This is a genomic window from Cupriavidus sp. USMAA2-4 (assembly GCF_001854305.1).
Classification (GTDB): domain Bacteria; phylum Pseudomonadota; class Gammaproteobacteria; order Burkholderiales; family Burkholderiaceae; genus Cupriavidus; species Cupriavidus malaysiensis.
In genome coordinates, this window is record NZ_CP017749.1 from 2,891,714 (window position 1) to 2,914,957 (window position 23,244).

The following is a 23,244-nucleotide window of genomic DNA, read 5'->3' on the forward strand; positions in this document are numbered from 1 at the left end:
ATCCCTCCCGGAGCGCGCGCCATGCCACGCCTGCCACAATCGCCGCAGTCCTCGCCGCCGCAGTCCTCGCCGCCGCAGGGGGCCGTCCCCCTGCTGGAAGTCGACGCGGTCTCGGTACGCTTCGGCGGCATCCAGGCGCTCGATGCGGTCTCGTTCCGCGTCGAGGCCGGGCAGATCTGCGGCCTGATCGGCCCGAACGGGGCCGGCAAGAGCACCTTGTTCAACTGCCTGTCGCGCATCTACGAGTGCGGCGGCGGTGCCATCGCCTTCGAGGGCCGGCGCGTGTCCGGCCTGCGCCGCCACCGCATGGCGGGCATCGGCATCGGCCGCACCTTCCAGAACCTGGCGCTGTTCCGCTCCATGACGGTGCGCGAGAACGTGCTGGTCGGCTGCCACAGCCGGCACCACGCGGGCTTCCTGCGCGCGCTGCTGCGCCTGCCGGGCGAGCGCGGCGTGGAGCGCGCGGCGGCCCGGCGGGCGGACGAGATCCTGCACTACCTCGGCCTGCAGGAGGTGGCCGGGCGGGTCGTGGCGGACCTGCCGTTCGGCACGCAGAAGCGCGTCGAGCTGGGCCGCGCGCTGGCCGGCGGGCCGCGCCTGCTGCTGCTCGACGAGCCGGCCTGCGGGCTCAATCATGAGGAACTGGAAAGCCTGGGTGGGCTGATCCGCGATATCCGCGACCGCCTCGGCATCACGGTGCTGCTGGTCGAGCATCACATGAGCCTGGTGATGGCGGTGTCCGACAAGGTGGTGGTGCTGAACTTCGGGCGCAAGATCGCCGAGGGCACGCCAGCGCAAGTGCGCCAGCATCCGGAAGTCATCCGCGCCTACCTGGGAGGCCAGCATGCCGCCGCTGCTTGAAGTCGAGGACCTGCATGCCGCCTACGGCGGCACCCGCGTGCTGCACGGCATCGACCTCGCCATGCGGCCGGGCTCGGTGACGGCGCTGCTGGGCGCCAACGGTGCCGGCAAGACCACCACGCTGCGCGCGCTGTGCCAGATGATGGTGCGCACCTCGGGCTCGATCCGCATCGGCGGCGCGCGCGCCGACGGCCGCGCCACCGAGGACATCGTGCGCCTGGGCGTGGCCCACGTGCCGGACGGGCGCGGCACCTTCCTCGGCCTGAGCACGGAGGAGAACCTGCGCCTGGGCGCCTACCTGCGCCGCGACAAGGCCGGCGTGGCCGAAGACTTCGAGCGCATCTATGCCTATTTCCCGCGCCTGAAGGAGCGGCGCGCCCAGCAGGCCGGCACGCTGTCGGGCGGCGAGCAGCAGATGCTGGCGATCGGCCGCGCGCTGATGTCGCGGCCGCGGCTGCTGCTGCTCGACGAGCCGTCCTTCGGCCTGGCGCCGCTGATCGTGCGCGACATCTTCGACATCATGCGCCGCATCAACCGCGAGCAGGGCGTGTCGATCCTGCTGGTCGAACAGGACGCGGCGCTGGCGCTGGACGTCGCCGATTCGGTCTACCTGCTGGAGACCGGCCGCATCGTGCTGCAGGGAACGCCGCAGGAGATCCGTGCCAACGACGCGGTGCGCCGCGTCTACCTGGGCAACTGAGCGCCCGCGCCCCCGGAGGGCGCCAGGTTCGAACCCGCGGAACCCGCCGGCATGCATCGGCGGGCCGCCAAGACCCGTCCGTGAACGGAGGAGACACGATGGATGCCTTCCTGCATCAACTGCTGTCCGGACTCGCCACCGGCAGCATCTACGCCAGCGTCGCGCTGGCGCTGGTGATGATCTACCAGTCCACCCACCACGTGAACTTCGCCCAGGGTGAAATGGCGATGTTCTCCACCTACCTGGCCTGGGCCATGATCCAGGCCGGCCTGCCTTACTGGGCGGCATTCGCCTTGACGGTGGTGCTGTCCTTCGCGCTGGGCGCGCTGGTGGAGCTGGCGGTGATCCGGCCGATGCGCTCGGCGCCGGTGCTGTCGGTGGTGGTGGTCTTCGTCGGGCTGCTGATGATTTTCCACAGCCTGGCCGGCTGGCTGTTCGGCTTCACCATCCAGCCCTTCCCCAGCCCCTTTCCCGAGAGCGCCTGGTACGGGTCCAGCTACCTGTCGCCGCACGAGGTGGGCGCCATCGTGGTGACGCTGGCGGTGATGGCGCTGTTGTTCCTGTTCTTCCGCTTCACGCCGCTCGGCCTCGCCATGCGCGCGGCGGCGCAGAATCCGCTGTCGTCGCGCCTGGTCGGCGTCAATGTGGGGCGCATGCTGATGCTGGGCTGGGGGCTGGCCGGCGCGGTCGGCGCCATCGGCGGCATGCTGGTGGCGCCGGTGGTGTTCCTCGATCCCGGCATGATGAGCGGCGTCCTGATCTACGCCTTCGCCGGGGCCCTGATCGGCGGCATCGACAACCCCGCCGGCGCGGTGCTGGGCGGCTTCATCGTCGGCGTGCTGGAGAACCTGATCGGCACCTATGTGGTAGGGACCGAGCTGAAGCTGACGGTGGCGCTGGTGCTGATCGTCGCGGTACTGATCGTGCGGCCGTCCGGGCTGCTGGGCAAGACCATCGTACTGAAGGTGTGACCATGACGTCCTTCGATCCCGCCACCGCCGCCACCGCCGCACCCGCTGCTCCCGCCGCTGCCAGCGCCGCCGCACCCGCCGGGTCCCCGGCCGGCGCCGGCGCGCGCGTCTCGCCCTGGTGGCTGGCGCTGCTCGCCGCCGCCCTGGCCGTGCCCTTCGTCGCGCAGGGCTACGTGGTGTTCCAGGCGACCATGGTGCTGTCCTATGCCGTGGCCCTGCTCGGCCTCAACATCCTGACCGGGTACAACGGGCAGATCTCGCTCGGTCACGGTGCTTTCTATGCCATCGGCGCCTATACCTGCGCGATCCTGATGGACCGCTTCGGTGTGCCCTACTGGGCCACCTTGCCGGCGGCGGCGCTGGCCTGCCTGGTGGCAGGCTACCTGTTCGGGCTGCCGGCGCTGAAGCTGGAGGGGCTCTACCTGGCGCTGGCCACCTTCGCGCTCAGCGTGGCGATGCCGCAGCTGCTCAAGTACAAGTACCTGGAGCCCTGGACCGGTGGCGTGCAGGGCATCGTGTTGAACAAGCCGGATGCGCCGTTCGGGCTGCCGCTGACGCAGGACCAGTGGCTCTACCTGTTCGCGCTGGCGGTGGTGCTGCTGATGTTCGTGCTGGCGCGCAACCTGCTCGACAGCGGTGCCGGGCGCGCCATCGTCGCCATCCGCGAGCATCCGCTCGCGGCCGAGGGCATGGGCATCGACAACCGCCACTACAAGGCCAGCGCCTTCGCGCTGTCGGCCATGTTCACCGGGGTCGGCGGCGCCTTGTCCGCCATCGCGGTGCAGTTCGTGGCGCCCGATTCCTTCCCCATGTTCCTGTCGATCTCGCTGCTGGTGGGCGTGGTGGTGGGCGGGGTCGGCACGCTGGCGGGCGCCTGGTACGGCGCGCTCTTCATCATGTTCGTGCCGAGTGCCGCGGAAAAGGTGTCGAAGGCCGCGCCGTGGGCGATCTACGGGGCGGTGCTGATCCTGTTCGTGTTCGTGCTGCCGGGCGGCGTGGCGGGACTGGTGCGCCAGGCGCGGGCGCGCTTCGGCGCCCGCTGAGGCCCTGAGTCAACGAATCGAAGACTCAGGGCGCGGACGGCCGGACGCCACACGGGGCGCCAGCACCAGGCTGAGCACGGCCAGCAGCACGCAGCCCACCCCCGCCAGCTGGATCCAGCGCAGCGGCTCGCCCAGCCAGGCGAAGGCCAGCAGCACCGCCGAGACCGGCGCCAGCGCCGTGAACAAGGCGGCTTCCGAGGCGCTGGTGCGGGCCGAGCCCGCATACCAGAGCAGGAAGCCGCAGACGGTGGGCCCGAGCGCATACCAGGCGACCGCCGCCAGGGCCGGTGCCGGCCAGCTGGCCGGCCAGGTTTCCAGGCCGGCCAGCAGCAGGCAGACCGCCAGTCCCAGCGCGCTCATCGTCGTCGACAGCGCCAGCGGCGCGACCGGCTGGCGCAGGCGCCGGTTGAGCAAAATGAACAGCCCTTCGCAGACCACCGCCGCCAGCACCAGCAGCCGGCCCGCCGGCGAGCCGCCGGTGCCGGGGGCGAAGGTGATGGCGCCGACGCCGGCAGTCGCCAGCGCGATGGCCAGCAGCAGCCTCGGGCCGGGCCGCTCGCGCAGCAGCAGCATGGCGATGGCGGCCGAGACCACCGGCAAGGTACCGATGATGACGCCGGCATCGGCGGCCGGGGTCAGCCGCAGGCCCGCGATCAGCAAGGTGGTGTAGCCGACGCTGCCGGCCGCTGCCTGCAGCCACAGCAGGGCCAGGTCGTGGCGGTCCGGACGCGGCCACGGGCTGCGGGTGAGCCGCATCAGCAGCAGGAAGCAGGGCAGGGCCATGGCGAAGCGCAGCGCGGTGGCGGTGAAGGGCGGCAGTCCGGCGGCGATGATCTTGCTGCCGGCGACGGTGCTGCCGACCATGACCATGGCAAGGGCGAGGCAGGCATGGCCGAGGGATCGTTGTGGCATCGGGTTGGCGCGGAAGGAGTGGGACAAGGCACCAGCCTAGGTCCGTGCCGGCATCGCGTCTTGAACGGAATTGCAGGTCCGCTGCAGGAAATCGGACGGTACAGCACCGCTTTTCGCAATGGACTAGTTGTGCTCAAGCGAACCCGGAGTCCGATCGATCGTCAACGCCATGACCTTGGCGTGCACCTGTTCGAGTTGCAGCGAATCGATGGTTTGCCAGCCCAATCTCGCATACAAGCTCTCATTGCGAGGCGTAAAGAGGTACATGCGGGAAAAGCCGAAGCGGCTGGCCTCGCTTGCAAGGCGCTGAGTCAGCGCGGAGGCAATTCCCTGGTTGCGAAAGGCTGGCACGAGAAAGACGGAAGAGACCCAAGGCGCAAGGTGCTGGTGCGTGATCGTGCCAGGGACCAGACTGGCTGCGCCTTGCAAGCTGCCTTCTGCCGTCAAGGCGACCAGGGTCAACGGCAGCGCGTGCCGGATGGCGGTCCGCTGGACGCGCAGCAGGCGTTCTTCCATGGTTAGCTCCGGGCTGAGATAGCCAAACAATTGATGCTGCCACTCAGCTACAAGCGGAATCAGTCCGTGATGATTCTCCAGATAATCAATATGCGTCAGCAATTCTTGCGTCTCCCGATGTCATCAGTCAGGTGAATCCCTGGCGGCAATCCGTGCTGCCGTGATTCGCTCGCTCATGGCCCTACCGTTGGGAGCGGACTCTACACGCGTTCCTGCTTTCGAACCACGTGCGGGCAGTTGGTCAATGTTGGCGCAAGATTGCTGGAAATAGGGTTGGCAAGAGGATGACTTGGCCGGAGTTGGGCGAATTTCTGTTATCGCCCCTCGTGTGGCCATCAATGATTCCGTATCCACGACGTGGCAGGCGGCGATGGAATTGGCTGTCAAGCCACGGATGACCTTGGGAATCCCTGCCTTACGGCTTCCGCCTCCTGACATCCGGAGCCGCCCCGGCCGCGCGGGCAAAGGCACCAGGCGCGATGCCGAAGCAGCGCGTGAACAGGCGTGACATATGGCTCTGGTCGGCGAAGCCGGCGGCGGCCGCGGCGGCGGCCAGCGGCGTGCCCCGTGCGATCAGGCTGCGCGCGCGGTGCAGGCGGCGCTGCATCAGGTAGGCGTGCGGCGTGAGCCCGGTGGCGCGGGTGAAGCCGCGTACCACCTGGAAGCGGCTCAGGCCGCTGGCGTGTGCCAGGTCGGCCAGCGTGCAGATGCCGTGGGCGCGCAGTGCGGCTACCGCACGCCTGGGCAGCCAATTGTCGATCGGGGCGCGGACTTGCAGCCCGGGCACGGGAAAGCCAACGCAGAACTTCCTGCGCGCGGGCCACCGCCTTCGCGTGGCCCGCGCGTTCTGTCTCGCCGCAGAGGAACAGCGCTGCTAGATCATCCCGGTGACGCTCGTGCGCAAAAGCGGCAACCTGGCGCCAGACGGCACCGAGCACGGCCCGCACCGAATGCCCCGCAGCGAGTGTGCCGGGGCAATAGCGCTCAACTGCGAGGCGACGCCCCGGTGTACCAGGCACGTAGGGCAGCCAACTCGGCCGCGTTGGGCATGCCTGCGAGATTGACGGTCTGCGGCATCGGTGCGCTCCCTGGTTGCGCAACTCCAGCGGTAAAGAAATGGGTACGGACGGTTCGCTGATCGGATCAGCCCCAACTTGTCACGAGGTAGTTTGGCCGCGGAATGTGACTGTATTGCTAAGAGCAGTTATCGATAGAGCCCCTCTGCGGGCATCAAGCGATGCCTCTGGGCAAAGACGCGGACGCACTGGCGACTAGTGGAAGCATCGAATTCCGGTCGGAGCAAATGCGATCCTGTGCATAGTCGCAGCAGACTCCACTTCCGAATTGCCTGGACGAGCGATGTACTGAACGTGCCTCGCTCCGGCTCTATCAATGCTGTCTCGAAAAGGGGTATGGGTGCGCACAATCCCAGCCAGTAAGCACTCATACCGGGTAGTCAGCGCGCGATAGCCCGGTGGGACTCTTCACGCGAGGTGCCATGAACGAATAGTTCTTTGCGGAACGAGCGAGGCTTGTGTCATTTGACGGCTATCAGTGTCGTTGTCGTTCGGATGCCACCCAGTTTCGCAGACCAGCCCTTCTAGGCCGGAAGCACCATGCGAACCGATGTTTTGAGAGGCACTCCGCTGGTTCCCGGTCATGTTCAGTCAAAATTCAGATGACAGGTAGCAAGTCTTTACATGACTTTTGTCTGAGTCATATACGACCAGATACGTAATATAGAAGACTGACGATAAAGATGGCGCCTAGCCCGGCTGACGACGACCGACTTGGCCGGATCCTATTGTCCTCAATAAAAGACATCCAAAGATTGGCGTGTAATCAAAAGAAATATAGTCGAAATTGACACAATATATTTCAAGCCTGATACTCAGATTGAATGTGCCCTAATAGACACTCCAAATTCAGTGGGGTATCGCGTCAATCTAGGGCCTGGGCGAGAGATGCACATCGGGACTATCGGAATGGACATCAGGCACAGCAGTACTTTCATGATTTTCTGTGAGGAGATGGATGAGTTTCTTGGGATATTTCATTCAATGCCGATCGATACTGTCGCTGATGCTTCTGATGTGTTTTGCCCCTGTGTTGGCTCGAGCTCTTCATCCTTCTGCATACCCGCGGCTTAGAGACTCCATCATTTCGCGCGCTACGAGGTCTGCGGCTGATGTGCATCAAACCTTTGCGACGGAAGGCTGGCTCCATGAGCGTAGACATTAGCGTGCGTGAACTCGGTCAAGAACTACGGGCGGGCGTGATGTACCCCGCCGATGCGCCGTTTGTTGAGAAGCGTCGGACGCGGACAGCGTCTTCCGGTGCCAGGGTGCTGTTTATCCACCAGAATTTCCCTGGCCAGTTCCGCCACATTGCAGCAGATCTCGCACAGTCACCTGGCTGGCGAGTACTGGCAATTGGCCGCGACACGGCACCTGGCATGCGAGGGGTTCCCTTGCTGCGGTACCGCCCTCATAGAAACGTAAGAGCCGAGACGCATCACTATCTCCGCAGCTATGAGGACGGTGTTCTCCATGGTCAGGCCGTTTTACGAATATTGTTGGACCTGAAGGCGAAGGGGTATCGGCCGGATGTGATTGTTGCCCATCCGGGCTGGGGGGAATCGCTTTTCGTCAAAGATGCATTCCTGGATGCCAAACTAGTGCACTTCTGCGAGTACTACTACCACTCGAAAGGCGCCGATGCTGATTTTGATCCGGAGTTTCCTCTCAGCGTCGATAGCGCTGCGCGGATTCGCGCTCGCAACGCGCTGCATCTGCTGAATTTGGAGCAGTGTGATATTGGCATTACGCCCACCCATTGGCAGCACCAACTGCACCCACAAGCATACCGCGACAAGATCGTAGTCGCGCATGAGGGGATTCCGGTCGAGCAGCTGGCGCCTGACTCCAAAGCAACACTGACGTTGCCCAATGGAAGCACGCTGCGTGCAGGGGAGCCGATCGTTACCTACGTCGCGCGCAATCTAGAGCCGCACCGAGGTTTTCATCAGTTCATGCGGGCGCTACCAATCCTCTTGCGGGAGCATAAATCCTGTCAGGTCGTCATCGTTGGAGGTGATGGCGTCAGCTATGGCAACCCTCCGACAGACGCAAGGAATTGGCGAGAGAAGTTGCTGCGAGAAAACCCTGTTGATCTGAATCGGGTGCATTTTCTGGGCAAGGTGCCATACACCACCTATTTGCGGGTGCTGCAGGTTTCAGCAGCGCATGTGTATCTAACGTATCCCTTCGTGCTGTCTTGGTCGATGCTGGAGGCAATGGCGAGTGGTTGCCTTCTTATCGGGTCACGCACGGCCCCGGTAGAGGAGGTCTTGAGGCACGGCAAGAATGGACTGCTGGTGAATTTCTTTAATCCAGTGGAAATCGCTGCCACAGCGCTGATGGCATTGCGCAATATGAAGGAAATGCAACCCATACGTTTAGCCGCTCGCCTGAGCGCCGCCGACTACAGCGCGGTCATCGGAGTTGATTTATATCGTCGGTTGTTAGGCCAAAATGCTAATTCGGCCGAAATTATAACTAGGTGAGAAATTGTATAGTATTGACGTGAAAAATTATGTATAGGGGGATGTGTGCTTAGAGAAATTCTAGTTTTGGTGGTGCTGCTGATATCTGCGTCAAATGTGATAGCGCAGCATATGGTCGGATATTTCGAGACAAAGCCGGACGCTGGTGGTGCAAGAAGCCGGATGTGTGTGTCAAAAGCTAAGGGCGGAACTTTAAGTGTAGATATCGAAACTGCTTACTGTCCATTTACATCCAGAGAGTGCTATAACGCTCGCCTTGATTCTATTCAGTTTAGTGCACCCCCGGCGGGGCGGCTTGTGAGATATTCAAATGATGCAGGCTGCAGGCTGAAGATTGAGTTCTTTAAAGGAGGGGCGAAGGTCTCTCATAATAATAGCTGCAGGGATAATAATCACCCGTATCTGTACGCGCAAGGGGTTTACGAATTCGTAAAATCAGAGGTTGATGAGTTGGATTGTGCTCCGTAGCGGCATTGGTGCGGATTCGCGATTTTTGGATTTGCTTGTTAATTGAGGGTGGTATGTCTCTGAATACGTTGAATTACAGTTATATTCGCGGCTCATATTTGAATGATCTCCTCTTCTTCCTCAAAATGGCGGAGAATGGGCCCTTGTTGTTTGATCCGAACGCCCGGGGGCGTTGGCAATTGAAACGGATTCGCAGAATCGGCCAGTGCTAGGCTATGGGTACGATCTTATTGCGAACCGCGCTACTGCGATTAACGACTTGACGAGTGTCGGGGTGGCTCTTACCTCCGTCCAGCGCCAGGCGATCAGTTCTCTTAACGAGTCGACTCGGGGTATTCCGGCGGCTTTGTCTCAATTGGCTTTGCCAAGCGAAGCTGCCGCTACGCAGCTTTTGAGCATGGCGCTAGCTAGTCGCGTAGGTCTATTTGACTCATTTATGAGTTCAAATAACATCACATTGCCTGAGTCGCGTGAACGAGCTGCATTGTTGTCGATGTGGTATCAGACGCCAAATTATTTCAGGAAGGGTGGTAAATCAACAACTCTGACGAAGGCTCTTGTCGCAGGAAATAGAGCTGAAGTATGGTTTCAAATGCGCTACGGCTCTTCAGGGAGTCTGACCCATCCAGACCCCGGGATTGTTCGGCGGCGCTACGCTGAGTCGACTTACTTCAGTCTTTATGATGGTGGTAACGTTGATCAGGCGCAGGCGATGCAAATTTATCAAATGTTCACGTTGCATCGCAAGAAGATGATGGATTACGACACTCGCCAAGCTGCCCAGATGGCGGCAACGGGGGGTACGCCCGGCTACGGGATAGGGGTTCCGCGATTGACTGATCCGGATGGGCTAGGGCGAGCGGAGAATGTCCTTTTGGTAACCCTGGGCAATAAATACGGCGTCATCTCCGATATAGCGAGCAGAGGGATTGTTGCCACCGGCATCTATGTTAATCCGCAAAGACTGGAGGCCGATGTTGTCTCCTCTCTGAATTTTAATGCTGATTTGGATGAAAGGAGCGTCACGGCAAATAGCTTGCTTATAGGCGGAAATGGTAACTCAAGTCTATATGGGGGTGGAAACGATATTCTAATTGCTGGAAATGGCGATCAATTTCTAAGCGGTGGGGCTGGCAGTGATACTCTAATCGGTGGTGTTGGGGCTGACACTTTGGACGGCGGGACAGGGAAAGGGGACGTTTCCGTGTACACGATTCCTGCCGTCGCTGGACAGATAGCCAGTGAAGAAATACGGCATGGTGGTCAATCAAGTAAGATTGAGCTTGCCGATGGTACTCCGCTTACAGGCTCTAAGACCGTGGGCGTATGGCAGGAGGGAATCGTTACTTGGGTTGATCCGGATACGAAAGTACAGTACCAGTTCAATCAATTAGAAAAGAATTTGACAATCTCCAACGGCCTTTTAGGCGATGTCGCCGGCGATCAGATTGTCACAGTTCCTGTCGGAACTCGCCGGCGTCTATCAACGCGAAAAGGATTGGCCGGCGTCGATGAAGACGTTCCAAGCAGCCGAAGCACAGGCAGAGTTTTCTCCACCCCAGCTCAAGAACGCGGACCTATCCCGGGCGTGGCGCGGGCAGGCTTACGTCTATGTTGAGCAGAGCCAGCTGGATGAGGCAGAGAAGCTGTATCGGAAATGCCTTGATCTCAACGCCGCCGACGCCAGGGCGCTGAACGAGCTGCGTTTCATTCAAGTTCAGCGGGCCAAGCAGAACAAACCAGCGGTTCCGCAACAGCCTGTCTCGTCGCTCACACCCGCTGATGCCGGTACCTAAGAGCGGCCTCGCCAGGCAAGCAAGCATTATTTTTCATCACCTTGAAAGGGGTGGTTCTTACGGCTTCCGCCTCCTGACATCCGGAGCCGCCCCGGCCGCGCGGGCAAAGGCACCAGGCGCGATGCCGAAGCAGCGCGTGAACAGGCGTGACATATGGCTCTGGTCGGCGAAGCCGGCGGCGGCCGCGGCGGCGGCCAGCGGCGTGCCCCGTGCGATCAGGCTGCGCGCGCGGTGCAGGCGGCGCTGCATCAGGTAGGCGTGCGGCGTGAGCCCGGTGGCGCGGGTGAAGCCGCGGACCACCTGGAAGCGGCTCAGGCCGCTGGCGTGTGCCAGGTCGGCCAGCGTGTGGGCCGTGGCCGGGTCGTCGTCGAGCAAGGCCTTGGCGCGCAGGATGGCGGCGAGGGCGGACGCCATGGAAGGGGGCGCGGCGGCGCTGGAGCGGGTGAGGCGGGCCAGCAGGGCGAGCAGCAGGCTGTCGCGCGCCAGCGCGGCGGTGCCGGCGCCGCCGAGGCGGTCCGCGTCGGCGGCTGTCATCCAGGCGAACAGCCGGCGGAAATCGGCGGTGGCGGCGGGGTCCGCCAGCACGGGCCGCTCGAACTCCTGCGCGCCGCCATCGCCCGCGGCGAGCACTTCCTCGCGCGCCTGGGCGACCAGTGCCGGATCGAGGTAGAGCATGCGCCAGGCACGTCCGCCGTCGCCCAGCGGCGCGCCGTCGTGGACTTCGCCCGGATTGACCGTGATGAGCTGTCCTGCCTGTGCCTCCACCATGCCGCGGCCGCTGCGCGAGCGCTGGGCGCCGCGTTCGATCACGCCGAAGCCGAATTGCTCGTGGGTGTGCCGCGCGAAGGCCAGGCGCGTGTCGGCCGCGATCGCCAGCACGCCGGGCGCGCCGCAGGGAAGGAGCAGGAACGGGCGGGTCGTCATGCTCGTCAGCCCATCTTCGACGATGCCGATGCCAATGGTGCGGGTAGCCCGGCCAGGATCTCCGCGGTGCTGCGCTGGAAGCGGTCTACCAGGAAATCCAGCAGCACCCTCACGCGGGGCGTCATATACCGATTCCGGTGGAAGACGGCATAGATGCCCGGCTCGCTTTCGACCAGGTCCGGTAACAGGACCTCGAGCGCGCCGGCACGGATATCCGCCGCAGCGTCCCAGATCGTCTTGCGGGCAATGCCGACTCCGGCGAGTGCCCAGGTGCGTGCCAGCGCGCCATCATTGGTTTCCCACGCATTGTCCATGGCGACGGTGTGGGTCGAGCGCTTTCCTCCCGACACGAAATGAAATTCGTTCAGCGGGCCAGCGGCGGTGACCAGGACGATGAAGCGATGCCCGGCCAGGTCAGCCGGGGTGCGCGGCGTACCGTGCCTGGCCAGGTACTCGGGAGCCGCGCATAAGACCCGCCAGTTCGGCGCGAGCCGGCGTGCAATCAGCGAATCGTTCTCCGGCTTGCCAAAGCGGATGGCAAAGTCCACGTCATCGTGCAGCAGCTCAGACAGCGAGTCGGTCAGAGTCAGGGCGATTTTCAGTTCCGGCTGCGCACGGATGAAGTCGTCCAGCCACTGGTTGAGCAGATGGCGGCCGAAATCGGCCGATGCTGAAATCCGGACCTTTCCGCGCACCGCGCCCTGGCTCGCCTGGAGCGCGGCCTCGCCATCCTCGATGGCTCTCAGGGCGATGCAGCAGTGCCGGTGGTACAGCCGGCCCTCTTCGGTCAGGCGCAGTTGCCTGGTGCTGCGGTCGATCAGCCTGGTGTGAAGCGTGGCTTCCAGCTTGGCCAGCCGGGCACTGGCGGCAGCAGGCGAAAAGCCCAGCTTGCGGCCGGCAGCGGACAGGCTGCCGAGTGCCGCCGCTTCCACGAACAGGCGCATATCGCCTAGCCGATCCGTCGCCATCTTTCATTTGGATTTGAATTGGATTCAAAAATGTAGCCAATTATCAAATCCAAGTCCACCCGCCAGACTGCTGCCTTGCAACCCCGGACGAGGGGCGACAGCCGACAGCCAGAGGAGGGGCAACTCTATGGACGAAATCAGCAGAACAGCAGCAGCGGATAGCGGGCGCCAGGAGGTGGCGGGCAGGCTGCCGCTGGCAGGCTTGCTGGCATTGACGATGACCAGTTTCATTGCCACGGCGAACGAGGCCGTGCCGGCCGGCTTGCTCCCACAGATTGCGCAAGGATTCCATGTCACCGAAGCCTGGGCCGGACAACTCGTGACCCTTTGCGCGCTGGGGGCAGGCGTGGCGGCCATCCCGCTGACGGCCGTCACGCGTAGATGGCGACGCCGGCAGGTCCTGTTGCTGGTGCTGGCGGCATTTTGCCTCTGCAATGCCGTCACCGCGCTGTCCTCGCATTACGTGGTGACATTGGCCGCGCGTCTTGCCGTGGGACTTGCCACCGGGCTGGCGTGGAGTCTCCTGGCAACCTATGCGCGCGCCATGGTCCCTGCCGCGATGCAAGGTCGCGCGCTTGCGGTGGCCATGGTCGGCATTCCCCTGGCCTTATCGGTCGGCGTGCCGTTGAGTGCCCGGCTCGGCGTCATGATCGGCTGGCGCAGCGTGTTCGGCATCCTGTCGGGCATGGCGCTGATACTGATGGCCTGGGCGCGCTGGACGGTTCCCGATTATCCCGGCCAGGCGGCCGACAGCCGTCTGCCCGTGCGGCAAGTGCTGGCCATCCCGGGGGTACGGCCGGTGCTGTTGGTGGTGATGGCCTGGATTCTTCCGCACTACATTCTCTACACCTATATCGCCCCCTTCCTGGCCTCGGTTGGACTGGCCCGCCATGTCGATGCCGTTCTGCTGATCTTCGGCGTCTCGGCCATGTTGGGCATCTGGCTGGTCGGCTCATTGGTTGACCGCTGGCTGCGCCTTCTGGTGCTGGCCGGGCTGGGCGCTTTTGCCTCGGTCTCGCTGCTGTTCGGCCTGGGGGGCACGGCACCTGCGGTGCTTTGCCTGGGGGTGGCGGTATGGGGGCTGAGCTTTGGCGGCGCGCCGACCTTGTTGCAGACCGCATTGGCCGACGCGGCCGGCAGTCGGGCGGACGTTGCCCAGTCGATGCTGGTGACGGTGTTCAATCTCTCGTTCGCCGGCAGCGGGATGATCGGCGGTGTACTGCTCGAGACCACGGGTGTCGCGTCCTTTCCCTGGGTGGTGCTGTTGCTCGTGAGCATCGGCCTGCTTGCGGCCTGGCGCGCCAGTTCCCATGGATTCACGGCCGGCCGGCGTCGATACGCGCTGGATTCGGCAGCCGGTGCCCGGCCATAGCGCAAGCGCTTCATTTCAATGAGTCCAGACTCGGCAAACTAGCGCGCGCGTGACTCCATCAGGTCCAGCTCCCGTACCAGCCGGCGCGCGGTATGGTCGGAGATGCGGTCCTGGCGGGCCAGCGCGAAGAGAGTCTCGCGTTCCGCCCGCAGCCCCGCCAGCCGCATCTCGCGCTCGGCCCGGTCGGCCTTGCGCAACTGTTCCGGATCGGTGTCGCCCGGCACGCTGCCGTCGAGCGCCAGCCGGTGCTGGTAGAGCGAGATGACGTGGGCGGCGGCATTGGCGTAGACGTCCGCGTCGGCGGCTTCGCGCAAGGCGTGGAACTGGGCCTGCTCGATGGCGGCGATGGCCGCCTGCGCGGCCTGGCGCCGGCCCAGGTCTTCCTCCTGGCGCTCGGCCGGCTCCTCGGGAAGCTCCAGCCCGTCGAGCAGGCGCGGCAGGCCGATGCTGGCGGTCAGCAGGGAGATCAGGATCACCGCGGTGGCCAGGAACACCGCCAGGTCGCGCGCCGGGAACGGCTCGCCGGCCGGCGTCAGCAGCGGCAGGGTCAGCACGCCGGCCAGGGTGATGGCGCCGCGCACGCCGGCCAGCGCGGTGGCCACCACCAGGCGCCAGTGAGGCTTGCGCACGGCCTCGCCGCGCCGCCGTGCCGCGTACATCGTGAGCCGCAGCGAGACCCAGACCCAGGCCAGGCGCAGCAGCGCCAGCCCCGCGTTGATCGCCAGCGCGTACACGGCCAGCCACCAGGGACTGAGATGCCCGCTCTGCTCGACCGAGGCCATCGCGCCCTGGAGGATGCGCGGCAACTGCTCGCCCAGCAGCACGAACATCATGCCGTTCAAGGTGAACTGCACCGTATCCCACACGGCGGCGCGCTGCACGCGCGTGGCGGCCGTGGTGCGCCCGCGCAGCTCGACGTAGCTGGTGGTGATGCCGGCCGCCACCGCGGCCAGGATGCCCGAGGCGTGGGCGGCTTCGGCGAGCAGGTAGGCGGCGAAGGGGGTGAGCAGGCTGAGCAGGATGGAGGAGCCGCTTTCCTCGCCCACACGCGGCGCCAGCCAGCGCTGGCCGAGGCTGATCGCCAGCGTGGTGCCGGCACCGACGGCCACGCCGGCCAGGGCCAGCCAGAGGAAGGTCAGCGCGGCGCCGGCGAGCGAGAAGGTGCCGGTCAGGGCGGCCGCCACCGCGAAGCGGAAGCAGACCAGGCCCGAGGCATCGTTGAGCAGGGATTCGCCCTCCAGGATGTGCATCAGGCGCTTGGGCATGCGTGTGCGCGCGGCGATGGCCGAAACGGCCACGGGATCGGTCGGCGAGACGATCGCCGCCAGCGCGAAGGCGACCGCCAGCGGCATGGCCGGGATCATCCAGTGGATCAGGAAGCCGGCGCCGAGCACCGTGAACAGCACCAGCCCGAGCGCCAGTTCCAGCACCACGGCACGGTCCCGGGCCAGTCCGCTCTTGGGGATGCGCCAGCCGTCGAGGAACAGCAGCGGCGGCAGGAACAGCAGGAAGAAGGTGGCGGGATCCAGCGTGACGCCGGCATGGAAGACCCCGGCGATCAGCGCGCCGAGTGCGATCTGGACCAGCGGCAGGGGCAGGGGCAGGGAAAGGGGCGACAGGCGTGCCAGGTAGCCGCTGGCGACGACGGCCGCCAGCATGGCCAGGATGACTTCGATGGCGTTCAATGCGGGTCCTTGTCTAGGCTCGTCCACAAGGGGGACGCTGCGCGGCGGGCGCCGCGGTACGGCGAAAGGAAGCGGAGACAAGGCGGTGGGCCCGACGCTTCCGGCAGGTTGCGGATTATATATACATTCAAGAGTGTATGTAAGTGGCGCCGGAGCGGATGATAGGATGCCGTCACAATTTCCAGCCTCGGCGCAAGCCGCGCCAGCCACTCGCCATGACCTGCCTACCGAATGTCACGATCGCCCTGGAGACGGCCGCGCAGCCCTGCGTTGCCGGCCTGATCGATGAACTGGATGCTTACCAGAAGCCGCTCTATCCGCCCGAGAGCCACCACGGCATCGATATCGAGTCGCTGTGCCGGCCCGAGGTGCTGTTCGCAGTGGCGCGCGGCGCGCAGGGGGAGGCGGTCGGTTGCGGCGCGATCGTGCTGTGCGCCGGTGCCGGCGAGCTCAAGCGCATGTATGTGCGGCCGGGCTGGCGCGGGCAGGGGATCGCGGCGCGCCTGCTCGCCTTCCTCGAGGCGCAGGCGCTGGCGCGCGGCTGCGGCGAGTTCGTACTGGAGACCGGCGTGCGCCAGCCGGAGGCGATCGCGCTGTATGCGCGCCTGGGCTATCGGGAATGCGGACCGTTCGGCGACTACCTGCCGGATCCGCTGAGTGTGTTCATGCGCAAGGCCGCCGGCTAGCATGGCGGCGGCGCGGCTCAGAGCCGCTGGCGCGAAATGACCCAGAGGTGGAGGCCGAGGCTGGCGAGGAACAGGCCGGCGAGGTCCATCCAGTGCGGGCCGCCGCCCAGGCAAAGGGCCACGCCGGCGAGTCCGGCAGCCGCACCGGCGCCGGCACGCCACGTCGCCGGACGGCCTCGGCAATCCGGCGCGCGGGCAACGGACTGGGACGGAGCGAGGGGTTTGGAGGCGAGGCGGTTCGGCATGGGATTCCTTGCTGTCCCGGAGCGGGGCGCCGGGACGGGCGGCGGGGAAGCGGCTGGCATCCCTGCGCCGGGTCGCCGGCCGACTGGCGCGGCGGAACCTGGACTCGCACTGTACGGGCGGCCGGAGACAGTTCGAACGAATAAGTTCGACGATGCTTATTTGCTTTTCGCATAAAGCGCGCAGGGCCGGAAGGCAGAAGGCGCGTGCAAGTGCCGGCCGGGGCGGGCGTTGTGAGAAAATCGCCACCTCCTGCTCCGCCGCCCGCCGCCATCCACATCCCGTGCCAAGTGCGGCAATCGACGGCCACCGCCTGCTTCCTGACATGACGCCAGATCCTCTCGATGCCGCCACCGCGGGCACCGTCCCGCCCGACCTGCAGCCCGGCATGCCCTATCGCCACTACAAGGGCGGGGCCTACCGCATCGTCGGTCTCGGGCGCATCGAGGCCGACCTGTCGCAGGTGGTCGTCTACGAGGCGATGCGCGACCGCTCGCAACTGTGGGTCCGTCCGCTCGATGTGTTCTGCGAGGCCGTGGAAACCGCGGGCGGGGGCGCGCCGCGTTTCGCCCCGGATTGGCCGCCCGCGCTGGACTGCCTCGACTTCCTGCCGCGCGCGACCGTGCTGCAGGCGCTGGCCTGCTATGACGCGCCTTACCGTCACTACCATGACCGCCGCCATGTGCTGGAGATGTTCGAGGCGGCCCGGGCGCGCGGTATCCGGCTCACGCCCGCCCAGGCGCTGGCGGTCCTGTTCCACGACGCGGTCTACGTGCCGGGCTGCGAGCACAACGAGGCGGCATCGGCCGCGCTGCTGCCGAGCGTGGCCACGGGCGTGGCCGCGGACACGCTGGCGCTGGCCGCGCGCATCGTGCTGGATACCCGTGCCCATGTGCCGTCGGTGGACGAGGCGGAAACGGTGCTGGACCTCGACCTGCTGCGGCTGGCCGCGCCGGCGGATGCCTTTGCCGCCCATACCGAGGCCGTCTTTGCCGAGAACCGGGCCTTGCTGGCGGCGCAGACCGGGCTGCGGGACGAGGCGCTGTACCAGGACTTCCTGCGCCGGCGCATTGCCTTCCTGCAGGCGCTGGCGCAGCGCGAACGCTTGTTCCTGACTCCGGCCTTCGCTGACTGCGAGGCGGCGGCGCGCGCGAACATCGCCGCCATGGCGGCGGCCGCGCGGCGCGCTTGAGCGTCGCCGGCGTCGCCGGCGCTGCTTAGGCACAAAGGGGCAGCTACTCGTCCTGTGCGCCCTGCGCGTCCTGTGCGTCGCCGGCGGGCGGGTCGGGTGTGTAGGCGAGCAGGTCGCCAGGCTGGCAGTCCAGGACCTCGCAGATCTTTTCCAGCGTGTCGAAGCGCACGCCCTTGACCTTGCCCGACTTGAGCAGGGACAGGTTCGGCTCGGTGATGCCGATGCGTTGCGCGAGTTCACGCGACTTCATCTTCCGCTGCGCGAGCAGCACATCCAGTGTGACAAGAATGGCCATGTCGATTCAGATAAAGGCCGCGTTCTCGCGCGCGATGCGCGTGGCCTCGACCTGCGCCCAGGCGATGGCCAGCAGCAGGCCGCTCAACAGCCAGAGCAGGCCGTCTCCCAGGTAGACCAGGACGAGCCAGAAGGGTTGTTGCCCGTTGTCGACCAGCAGCAGGGCGAGCAGGGTGCGCGTCAGCGGCAGCGCGGCGCCGAAGGCGGCGACCGCCAGCGCGATACGGCGCAGGCGCATGGCGCCGGCCAGCGTGAAGATCTCGCCGCGCGCGAAAGCGGTGGACAAGCGGCCGGCCTGCCACAGCGCCGTCAGCAGCGCGGTGGCGGCCAGTGCCGACACGGCCAGGCCGGCCAGGCGGAACGGCAGGTCGAGCCGCAGGGCGTACTGCGGGCCGAGATCCCCGAGGAAACCGCGCACGGCGGGACTGAGCGCGGCGGCGGACAGGCCGAGCCAGAAAGCCGGCAGGAATGCGAGCGTCAACGCGGAGGCTGCCGGTGCGAGCCAGCGCAGCCAGCGGCTGATGGCCTGCACGCGCGACAGGGCCGCGCCATCGGTGGATGCGGTGAGGAGGGGGAAGCGGTTCATGCGGGCCTCTTCGGAGGGGTTTGCATCGGAATGGAAAGTATTGTACAACAGAAAAAGATTTCTGTTTTACGATAATTTTTCAGATCGGAATCCTGATGCCACTCTCTTTTGCCATGCCATCGCTCGCTACCGTCCGCCGCCTCGCCCCGCCCGCCGCCTGCCTCTGCCTGCTGTCCGCCTGCGCGCCGATCACACCGTCGAACCCGGATGCCGCACGGGTGCGCGTCACGCAGGTCGAACCTGGTCCATCGTGCCGCTTTCTCGGCGATGTCACCGGCAGCCAGGGCGATTTCCTGCGCGGCGCGATCACTTCCAATGCGGACCTGGAAACGGGCGCGCGCAATGACCTGAAGAACAAGGCTGCGGCGCTCGGCGGCAATGTCGTCACCCTGCTCACCCAGCGCGCCGGGCAGACCGGTTCGCGCGACAACCTGGCGCAGACCAACGTGACCCTGACCGGCAATGTGTACCACTGCCCGCCGCTATGAGTCGTCACGCTGAGACGTCACGCGCGGAGCGTGCGCCATGAAAGCTCTGCTCGCCGTGATGCTCGGCGTGCCGCGGCTGGCCGCTTGCGGGGCCGATGCGCAGGAAGCCAGGCCGGCAGCCGTGGCGCCTGTGCAGGTTCGCGCGGCGTACGGCCTGACCGGTCAGCAAGGGCCGGTTCTGCCGCGGGCCTTGCCGGCAGGCGCCACCGTGCCGGTCGCGCCCCGCGCCACAGCCGCGCCGGGACAGCGGTGAGGGCAACAGCCGGCCGGCTCAGGTGCGCTGGTAGAGGATCACGCCGTCGTCGCGCACGGTCCGGCTCGCCTCGCCGCGATGCACCAGGTGGTTCAGGCAGGCGATGCTCTCGCCGGTCGCCAGGCCCAGCAGGGCACGGTCGGATTCGGCGATGGGCCGCGAGAACAGCGCGCCGAACACGTCGACCGCGCGGCGCGGCTCGCCCAGGACCTCGCGCAGCCGCTGCAGGCTCTTGTCCTGCCCGCGGCGCAGCTTGTCGAGGCGGGCGTGCAGGCCGCGGAAGCACTCGTTGTGCGACGGCAGCACCAGCACGTCGTCCGGCACCTGGCGCTGGATCTTGTCCAGCGAGGCGTACCAGTCGGCGATCGGGTCGGCGTCTGGCTCCATCGGGTAGACCGAGACGTTGGACGAGATGCGCGGCAGCACCTGGTCGCCGGAAATGAAGAGCTTGAGCGCCGGGCTGTAGAGGCAGGCATGCTCGGGCGAGTGGCCCATGCCGATGACGACGCGCCAGGCGTGGTCGCCGATCGTGATCTCATCGCCGTCCTGCAGGCGGCGGAAGCTGTCGGGCAGGGCGTGGATGTGCTGGCCGAAGCGGCCGAAGCGGGCGCGGTAGGCCTCCAGGGCGGTCTCGCTCCAGCCGGCCGCACGGTAGAAGGCCACGCCGTCGGGCGGTGCCTCGCGGCCGGTGTCGGAGGTCGTCACGCGGCAGTTGAGGTATTCGAGGCGGCTCATCCACAGCCTGCAGTCGAACTTGCGTGTGAGCCAGCCGGCCATGCCGACGTGGTCGGGGTGCATGTGGGTGACGAACACGCGCGTGACCTTGTCGAGTCCGGGGACGCTGTTGCCGAGGCTGCGCCAGATGGCCACGGTCTCGTCGGTGCGCACGCCGGTGTCGACCACGGCACAGCCATCGCCGTCGGCGATCGACCACAGGTTGATGTGGTCGAGCGAATACGGCAGCGGCATGCGGATCCAGTGCACGCCGGGGGCGACTTCGAGCACGCCGCCGGGCGCGGGCGGGGCGGCGAAGGGATAGGTCAGGGCTGTCTCGGGGGTGTCCTGCGGACGGTCTTGTTTTTCTGTCACGGTGTCATGGCCCGGCGGGTGCTGCGCACGCCCGCCGGATCGGTTGGGGATGCTGCAGCTTACTGCAGAACGGCCGGGACCGGAGCGTCCGCGTGCAGGGAGGGCCCGGCGCATCGCGTCGCGGGTCCGCGCGCGAGGCGGGCGGCACGCGGCCGCCGCGGCACACCGGCCGGGGGCGGCGGCCCTGCCCCGGCCGCTCTTATAATCCCGGCTCTGCCCCGCCGGCCGCCGTGCTGGCGCTGCCCGGGCAGCTTCCGTCTCTTCTCTCGCCGATGACAGTCCAGATGAACCTTGCCGCGCGGCTCGACGCGGCGCAGCGCTTTTTCGACAGCGGCCGGCTCGATGCCGCCGCGCAGCAGCTGGAGGCCGTGCTGCAGTCCGATCCCGGCCACGGCGATGCCCTCGAGGGACTGGCCTACATCGCGCTGCGTCAGGGGCAGCCGGCCGAGGCCGCCGCCTATTTCGAGCGCGCCCTGGCAGTGCTGCCGCCCGACGCGGAACGGCTGGGCGCGGCCGGCATGGCGCACCAGGCCGCCGGCAACCACGCGCGCGCGGTGGCGCTGCTGGACCAGGCGGGCGCGCAGGGGCCGCGCCAGGCCGGCGCCCTGCACGCGGCGGCCATGTCGCTGTCGGCCCTGGGCGACCACGCCGGCGCGCTGGAGCGCCTGCGCCAGGTGGCGGCGTGGCAGCCGGGTTCCTGGGAGGTCCACTACAACATGGGACGCGCGCTCGGCCTGCTGGAGCGCTACGAGGAGGAGGCCGAGGCCTACCGGCGCGCCATCGAGCGCAAGCCCGACAGTGCCGATGCGCATGCCAACCTCGGTGTGGCGCTGGCGGAGCTGCACCGGTTCGACGAGGCGCTGCGCCTGTTCAAGAAGGCGCTGCAGCTCGACCCGAACAATGCCGGCGCGCGTGCCAACCGCGCCAGCACCAACCTGCTGCTGGGCCAGTTCGAGCATGGCTGGCGCGAGTACGAGTGGCGCTGGCGCAGCGGCGCGCAGCCGCACCACGGACTGTCCGGCGAACCCTGGCTGGGCGACAAGCCGCTGGCCGGCAAGACGCTGCTGCTGCACAGCGAGCAGGGCTTCGGCGATACGCTGCAGTTCGTGCGCTACGTCGAGCGGCTCGCCGGCAGCGGCGCCACCCTGGTGCTGCGCGTCCAGGACGCCCTGTGCACGCTGCTGGAGGGCTATGCGGGGGTGGCCGCGGTGATCGGCCGCAGCGAGCCGCTGCCGCCGTACGACTACCACTGTCCCCTGATGAGCCTGCCGCTGGCCTTGTGGAAGGCCGCGCCGCAGATTCCGGACCGCGTGCCCTACCTGCAGGCGGATCCGGCGCGGCGCGCCGAGTGGACGTCCTGGCTGGGGCCGCGCGCGCGGCCGCGCGTCGGCATCGCCTGGGCCGGCAGCGCCACCAACCTGAACGACCGCAACCGCTCGATGCGCTTGCAGGACTGGGCGCCGCTGCTGGCCGCGCCGGCCGACTTCATCGCGCTGCAGAAAGACCCCAGGCCCGGTGACCTGGCCGCCTGGCAGGAGCTGCCGGCGCTGCGCGATGCCGCGCCGGGCCTGCATGCCTTCCGCGATACCGCGGCGCTGGTCGCGGAGCTCGACCTGGTCATCTGCGTCGACACCGCGGTCGCCCACCTGGCCGGCGCGCTCGGCAAGCCGGCGTGGATCCTGCTGCCGTTCACGCCTGACTGGCGCTGGCAGCTCGCGCGCGGAGACAGCCCGTGGTATCCGGGCACGCGGCTGTTCCGCCAGCCGCGCCGCGGCGACTGGGCGCCGGTGATGGCGCAGGTGCAGGCGGCGTTGCGGGAGCGCCTGGCGGAGTCCTGAGGCCGGCCGCGGTGCCGCCTGGCGTGCCGGCGCTCAGAGCGAGGCGCCGCCGCACATCACGATCTGCTGGCCGGTGACGGCGCCGCCGAACTCGCCCAGCAGGAAGGACGCCAGCGCGGCCACCTCTTCCGGTGCGACGAAGCGCCCGATCGGCGGCAGGCGCGGCGGCGTGCCGGCGCGGCCCGGATCGCGCAGGAAGGGCGTATCGGTGGCGCCCGGGGCGATCACGTTGACGGTGATGCCGCGCGGCGCCAGTTCGGCGGCCCAGGAGCGGGCCATGCCCACCAGGGCGGCCTTGGTGGCGGCGTACTGGCTGCGCGTGGGCGCGCCGTTGGCGGTGCGGCTGCCGATCAGCAGGATGCGGCCGCCGGCGTGCATGCGCGGCGCCAGCCGGTCGGCCAGGCAGGCAGCCGCTTCGACGTGGACCCGCCACATTGCCGCGCCGTCTTCCATCGACAGCTCGCCCAGCGCTGCCGTGCGCATGAAGCCGGCCGCATGCACCACGGCATCGACGGCACCGAGGCGCTCGCAGACCTGTGCCAGGCGGGCGAGGTCGCCGACGTCGACCGCCTCGCAGGTGAGGCCCTCGATGGCCTCGGACGGCGGCGTGCGGCACAGGCCGGTGACGCGCCAGCCCTCCTGCAGCAGGCGCATGGCGATGGCGTGCCCGATCCCGGACGAGGCCCCGGTCACGATGGCATGGCGCGCCCGAGCGGGGCGGCTTGGCGTGGCAGGCATGATGGAGCGGTGCATGATGGAGCGGTACTTGCTACGTAAGACCAAGATGAAGGGAA

22 protein-coding genes and 1 pseudogene are annotated in these 23,244 nt (G+C 66.7%); 12 read left to right on the forward strand and 11 right to left on the reverse strand.

The annotated features are described in order from the left end of the window. Positions 1-21 precede the first annotated feature (21 nt). The 4 genes from BKK79_RS32600 to BKK79_RS32615 all read left to right on the forward strand — a co-directional run bounded on the left by BKK79_RS32600 (position 22) and on the right by BKK79_RS32615 (position 3,575). Entirely contained in the window at positions 22-861 is an 840-nt protein-coding gene (locus BKK79_RS32600; RefSeq protein ID WP_071039916.1) for an ABC transporter ATP-binding protein, read from the forward strand. Beyond that, positions 845-1,561, forward strand: coding sequence for an ABC transporter ATP-binding protein (locus tag BKK79_RS32605; RefSeq protein WP_071020383.1), 717 nt, complete (start codon positions 845-847; stop codon positions 1,559-1,561). The genes BKK79_RS32600 and BKK79_RS32605 overlap by 17 nt, the downstream gene beginning before the upstream one ends. 98 nt (positions 1,562-1,659) lie before the next feature. Further along, entirely contained in the window at positions 1,660-2,532 is an 873-nt protein-coding gene (locus tag BKK79_RS32610) for a branched-chain amino acid ABC transporter permease (protein WP_071020380.1), read from the forward strand. A 2-nt stretch (positions 2,533-2,534) separates the two neighbouring features. Continuing rightward, positions 2,535-3,575 (forward strand): branched-chain amino acid ABC transporter permease, encoded by a 1,041-nt coding sequence (locus BKK79_RS32615; RefSeq protein ID WP_071039917.1) that lies wholly within the window; start codon positions 2,535-2,537, stop codon positions 3,573-3,575. Between the two features lie 9 nt (positions 3,576-3,584). Here the strand turns inward: BKK79_RS32615 and BKK79_RS32620 are convergent, their stop codons facing one another. The 3 genes and pseudogenes from BKK79_RS32620 to BKK79_RS32630 form a co-directional block, all read right to left on the reverse strand. Further along, complete coding sequence (locus tag BKK79_RS32620; protein ID WP_071039918.1) at positions 3,585-4,487, reverse strand: DMT family transporter; 903 nt, start codon at positions 4,485-4,487, stop codon at positions 3,585-3,587. A 123-nt stretch (positions 4,488-4,610) separates the two neighbouring features. Then, positions 4,611-5,105, reverse strand: a complete 495-nt coding sequence (locus BKK79_RS32625; RefSeq protein WP_157128576.1) for a GNAT family N-acetyltransferase — start codon at positions 5,103-5,105, stop codon at positions 4,611-4,613. A 313-nt stretch (positions 5,106-5,418) separates the two neighbouring features. After that, positions 5,419-5,712, reverse strand: a pseudogene (locus BKK79_RS32630) (helix-turn-helix transcriptional regulator); the annotation flags it as partial. Between the two features lie 1,515 nt (positions 5,713-7,227). Here BKK79_RS32630 and BKK79_RS39590 point away from each other — a divergent pair. Both BKK79_RS39590 and BKK79_RS41750 read left to right on the forward strand, forming a co-directional pair. Further along, on the forward strand, positions 7,228-8,568 hold the full coding sequence (locus tag BKK79_RS39590) for a glycosyltransferase family 4 protein (protein WP_232346371.1): 1,341 nt from the start codon (positions 7,228-7,230) through the stop codon (positions 8,566-8,568). Between the two features lie 742 nt (positions 8,569-9,310). After that, complete coding sequence (locus BKK79_RS41750; protein WP_232346372.1) at positions 9,311-10,654, forward strand: calcium-binding protein; 1,344 nt, start codon at positions 9,311-9,313, stop codon at positions 10,652-10,654. Between the two features lie 235 nt (positions 10,655-10,889). On the opposite strand, the gene BKK79_RS32645 is transcribed toward BKK79_RS41750, so the two are convergent. Next, positions 10,890-11,756: an AraC family transcriptional regulator gene (locus tag BKK79_RS32645; RefSeq protein WP_071039923.1), complete on the reverse strand. Its 867-nt coding sequence runs from the start codon at positions 11,754-11,756 to the stop codon at positions 10,890-10,892. Between the two features lie 5 nt (positions 11,757-11,761). Beyond that, positions 11,762-12,724, reverse strand: a complete 963-nt coding sequence (locus tag BKK79_RS32650; RefSeq protein WP_071039924.1) for a LysR family transcriptional regulator — start codon at positions 12,722-12,724, stop codon at positions 11,762-11,764. 127 nt (positions 12,725-12,851) lie between these two features. Between BKK79_RS32650 and BKK79_RS32655 the strand changes: the two genes are divergently transcribed. Then, complete coding sequence (locus BKK79_RS32655; protein ID WP_071039925.1) at positions 12,852-14,096, forward strand: MFS transporter; 1,245 nt, start codon at positions 12,852-12,854, stop codon at positions 14,094-14,096. A 38-nt stretch (positions 14,097-14,134) separates the two neighbouring features. Here the strand turns inward: BKK79_RS32655 and BKK79_RS32660 are convergent, their stop codons facing one another. Next, positions 14,135-15,781: a Na+/H+ antiporter gene (locus BKK79_RS32660; RefSeq protein ID WP_071039926.1), complete on the reverse strand. Its 1,647-nt coding sequence runs from the start codon at positions 15,779-15,781 to the stop codon at positions 14,135-14,137. 215 nt (positions 15,782-15,996) lie between these two features. Here BKK79_RS32660 and BKK79_RS32665 point away from each other — a divergent pair, with 215 nt between their 5' ends. Next, the gene (locus BKK79_RS32665; protein ID WP_071039927.1) at positions 15,997-16,467 is read left to right on the forward strand and encodes a GNAT family N-acetyltransferase; all 471 of its coding nucleotides are present in this window, start codon (positions 15,997-15,999) and stop codon (positions 16,465-16,467) included. Between the two features lie 17 nt (positions 16,468-16,484). Here the strand turns inward: BKK79_RS32665 and BKK79_RS32670 are convergent, their stop codons facing one another. Beyond that, the gene (locus tag BKK79_RS32670; protein ID WP_071039928.1) at positions 16,485-16,712 is read right to left on the reverse strand and encodes a hypothetical protein; all 228 of its coding nucleotides are present in this window, start codon (positions 16,710-16,712) and stop codon (positions 16,485-16,487) included. A gap of 323 nt (positions 16,713-17,035) precedes the next feature. On the opposite strand from BKK79_RS32670, the gene BKK79_RS32675 reads away from it, so the two are divergent. Further along, positions 17,036-17,902, forward strand: a complete 867-nt coding sequence (locus BKK79_RS32675) for a DUF1653 domain-containing protein (protein ID WP_232346373.1) — start codon at positions 17,036-17,038, stop codon at positions 17,900-17,902. A 43-nt stretch (positions 17,903-17,945) separates the two neighbouring features. On the opposite strand, the gene BKK79_RS32680 is transcribed toward BKK79_RS32675, so the two are convergent. Both BKK79_RS32680 and BKK79_RS32685 read right to left on the reverse strand, forming a co-directional pair. After that, a complete protein-coding gene (locus tag BKK79_RS32680; RefSeq protein WP_071039929.1) occupies positions 17,946-18,197 on the reverse strand; it encodes a helix-turn-helix domain-containing protein in 252 nt (83 codons plus the stop codon). A gap of 6 nt (positions 18,198-18,203) precedes the next feature. Further along, positions 18,204-18,782 (reverse strand): DUF2975 domain-containing protein, encoded by a 579-nt coding sequence (locus BKK79_RS32685; RefSeq protein ID WP_071020354.1) that lies wholly within the window; start codon positions 18,780-18,782, stop codon positions 18,204-18,206. Between the two features lie 95 nt (positions 18,783-18,877). Between BKK79_RS32685 and BKK79_RS32690 the strand changes: the two genes are divergently transcribed. Together BKK79_RS32690 and BKK79_RS32695 are read left to right on the forward strand one after the other, a co-directional pair. After that, a complete protein-coding gene (locus tag BKK79_RS32690) occupies positions 18,878-19,270 on the forward strand; it encodes a DUF4156 domain-containing protein (RefSeq protein WP_083384536.1) in 393 nt (130 codons plus the stop codon). Positions 19,271-19,307: 37 nt separating this feature from the next. Continuing rightward, positions 19,308-19,523 (forward strand): hypothetical protein, encoded by a 216-nt coding sequence (locus tag BKK79_RS32695; protein ID WP_071039930.1) that lies wholly within the window; start codon positions 19,308-19,310, stop codon positions 19,521-19,523. An 18-nt stretch (positions 19,524-19,541) separates the two neighbouring features. Here BKK79_RS32695 and BKK79_RS32700 read toward each other — a convergent pair whose 3' ends face one another. Continuing rightward, entirely contained in the window at positions 19,542-20,612 is a 1,071-nt protein-coding gene (locus BKK79_RS32700) for an MBL fold metallo-hydrolase (protein ID WP_071039931.1), read from the reverse strand. 284 nt (positions 20,613-20,896) lie between these two features. On the opposite strand from BKK79_RS32700, the gene BKK79_RS32705 reads away from it, so the two are divergent. Then, complete coding sequence (locus tag BKK79_RS32705) at positions 20,897-22,450, forward strand: tetratricopeptide repeat protein (protein WP_071039932.1); 1,554 nt, start codon at positions 20,897-20,899, stop codon at positions 22,448-22,450. A 33-nt stretch (positions 22,451-22,483) separates the two neighbouring features. Here BKK79_RS32705 and BKK79_RS32710 read toward each other — a convergent pair whose 3' ends face one another. Further along, entirely contained in the window at positions 22,484-23,188 is a 705-nt protein-coding gene (locus BKK79_RS32710) for an SDR family NAD(P)-dependent oxidoreductase (protein WP_071022605.1), read from the reverse strand. Positions 23,189-23,244: the final 56 nt, after the last annotated feature.

Excerpts from the sequence above, each read along its gene's own strand:
- BKK79_RS32620 (WP_071039918.1), bottom strand. The coding sequence starts at position 4,487 with ATGCCACAACGATCCCTCGGCCATGCCTGCCTCGCCCTTGCCATGGTC.
- BKK79_RS32710 (WP_071022605.1), bottom strand. The coding sequence starts at position 23,188 with ATGCCTGCCACGCCAAGCCGCCCCGCTCGGGCGCGCCATGCCATCGTG.
- BKK79_RS39590 (WP_232346371.1), top strand. The coding sequence starts at position 7,228 with ATGAGCGTAGACATTAGCGTGCGTGAACTCGGTCAAGAACTACGGGCG.
- BKK79_RS32610 (WP_071020380.1), top strand. The coding sequence starts at position 1,660 with ATGGATGCCTTCCTGCATCAACTGCTGTCCGGACTCGCCACCGGCAGC.
- BKK79_RS32670 (WP_071039928.1), bottom strand. The coding sequence starts at position 16,712 with ATGCCGAACCGCCTCGCCTCCAAACCCCTCGCTCCGTCCCAGTCCGTT.
- BKK79_RS32615 (WP_071039917.1), top strand. The coding sequence starts at position 2,535 with ATGACGTCCTTCGATCCCGCCACCGCCGCCACCGCCGCACCCGCTGCT.
- BKK79_RS32690 (WP_083384536.1), top strand. The coding sequence starts at position 18,878 with ATGCCACTCTCTTTTGCCATGCCATCGCTCGCTACCGTCCGCCGCCTC.
- BKK79_RS32650 (WP_071039924.1), bottom strand. The coding sequence starts at position 12,724 with ATGGCGACGGATCGGCTAGGCGATATGCGCCTGTTCGTGGAAGCGGCG.
- BKK79_RS32680 (WP_071039929.1), bottom strand. The coding sequence starts at position 18,197 with ATGGCCATTCTTGTCACACTGGATGTGCTGCTCGCGCAGCGGAAGATG.
- BKK79_RS32605 (WP_071020383.1), top strand. The coding sequence starts at position 845 with ATGCCGCCGCTGCTTGAAGTCGAGGACCTGCATGCCGCCTACGGCGGC.
- BKK79_RS32675 (WP_232346373.1), top strand. The coding sequence starts at position 17,036 with ATGACGCCAGATCCTCTCGATGCCGCCACCGCGGGCACCGTCCCGCCC.
- BKK79_RS32655 (WP_071039925.1), top strand. The coding sequence starts at position 12,852 with ATGGACGAAATCAGCAGAACAGCAGCAGCGGATAGCGGGCGCCAGGAG.
- BKK79_RS32645 (WP_071039923.1), bottom strand. The coding sequence starts at position 11,756 with ATGACGACCCGCCCGTTCCTGCTCCTTCCCTGCGGCGCGCCCGGCGTG.
- BKK79_RS32685 (WP_071020354.1), bottom strand. The coding sequence starts at position 18,782 with ATGAACCGCTTCCCCCTCCTCACCGCATCCACCGATGGCGCGGCCCTG.
- BKK79_RS32600 (WP_071039916.1), top strand. The coding sequence starts at position 22 with ATGCCACGCCTGCCACAATCGCCGCAGTCCTCGCCGCCGCAGTCCTCG.
- BKK79_RS32665 (WP_071039927.1), top strand. The coding sequence starts at position 15,997 with ATGACCTGCCTACCGAATGTCACGATCGCCCTGGAGACGGCCGCGCAG.
- BKK79_RS32705 (WP_071039932.1), top strand. The coding sequence starts at position 20,897 with ATGAACCTTGCCGCGCGGCTCGACGCGGCGCAGCGCTTTTTCGACAGC.
- BKK79_RS32695 (WP_071039930.1), top strand. The coding sequence starts at position 19,308 with ATGAAAGCTCTGCTCGCCGTGATGCTCGGCGTGCCGCGGCTGGCCGCT.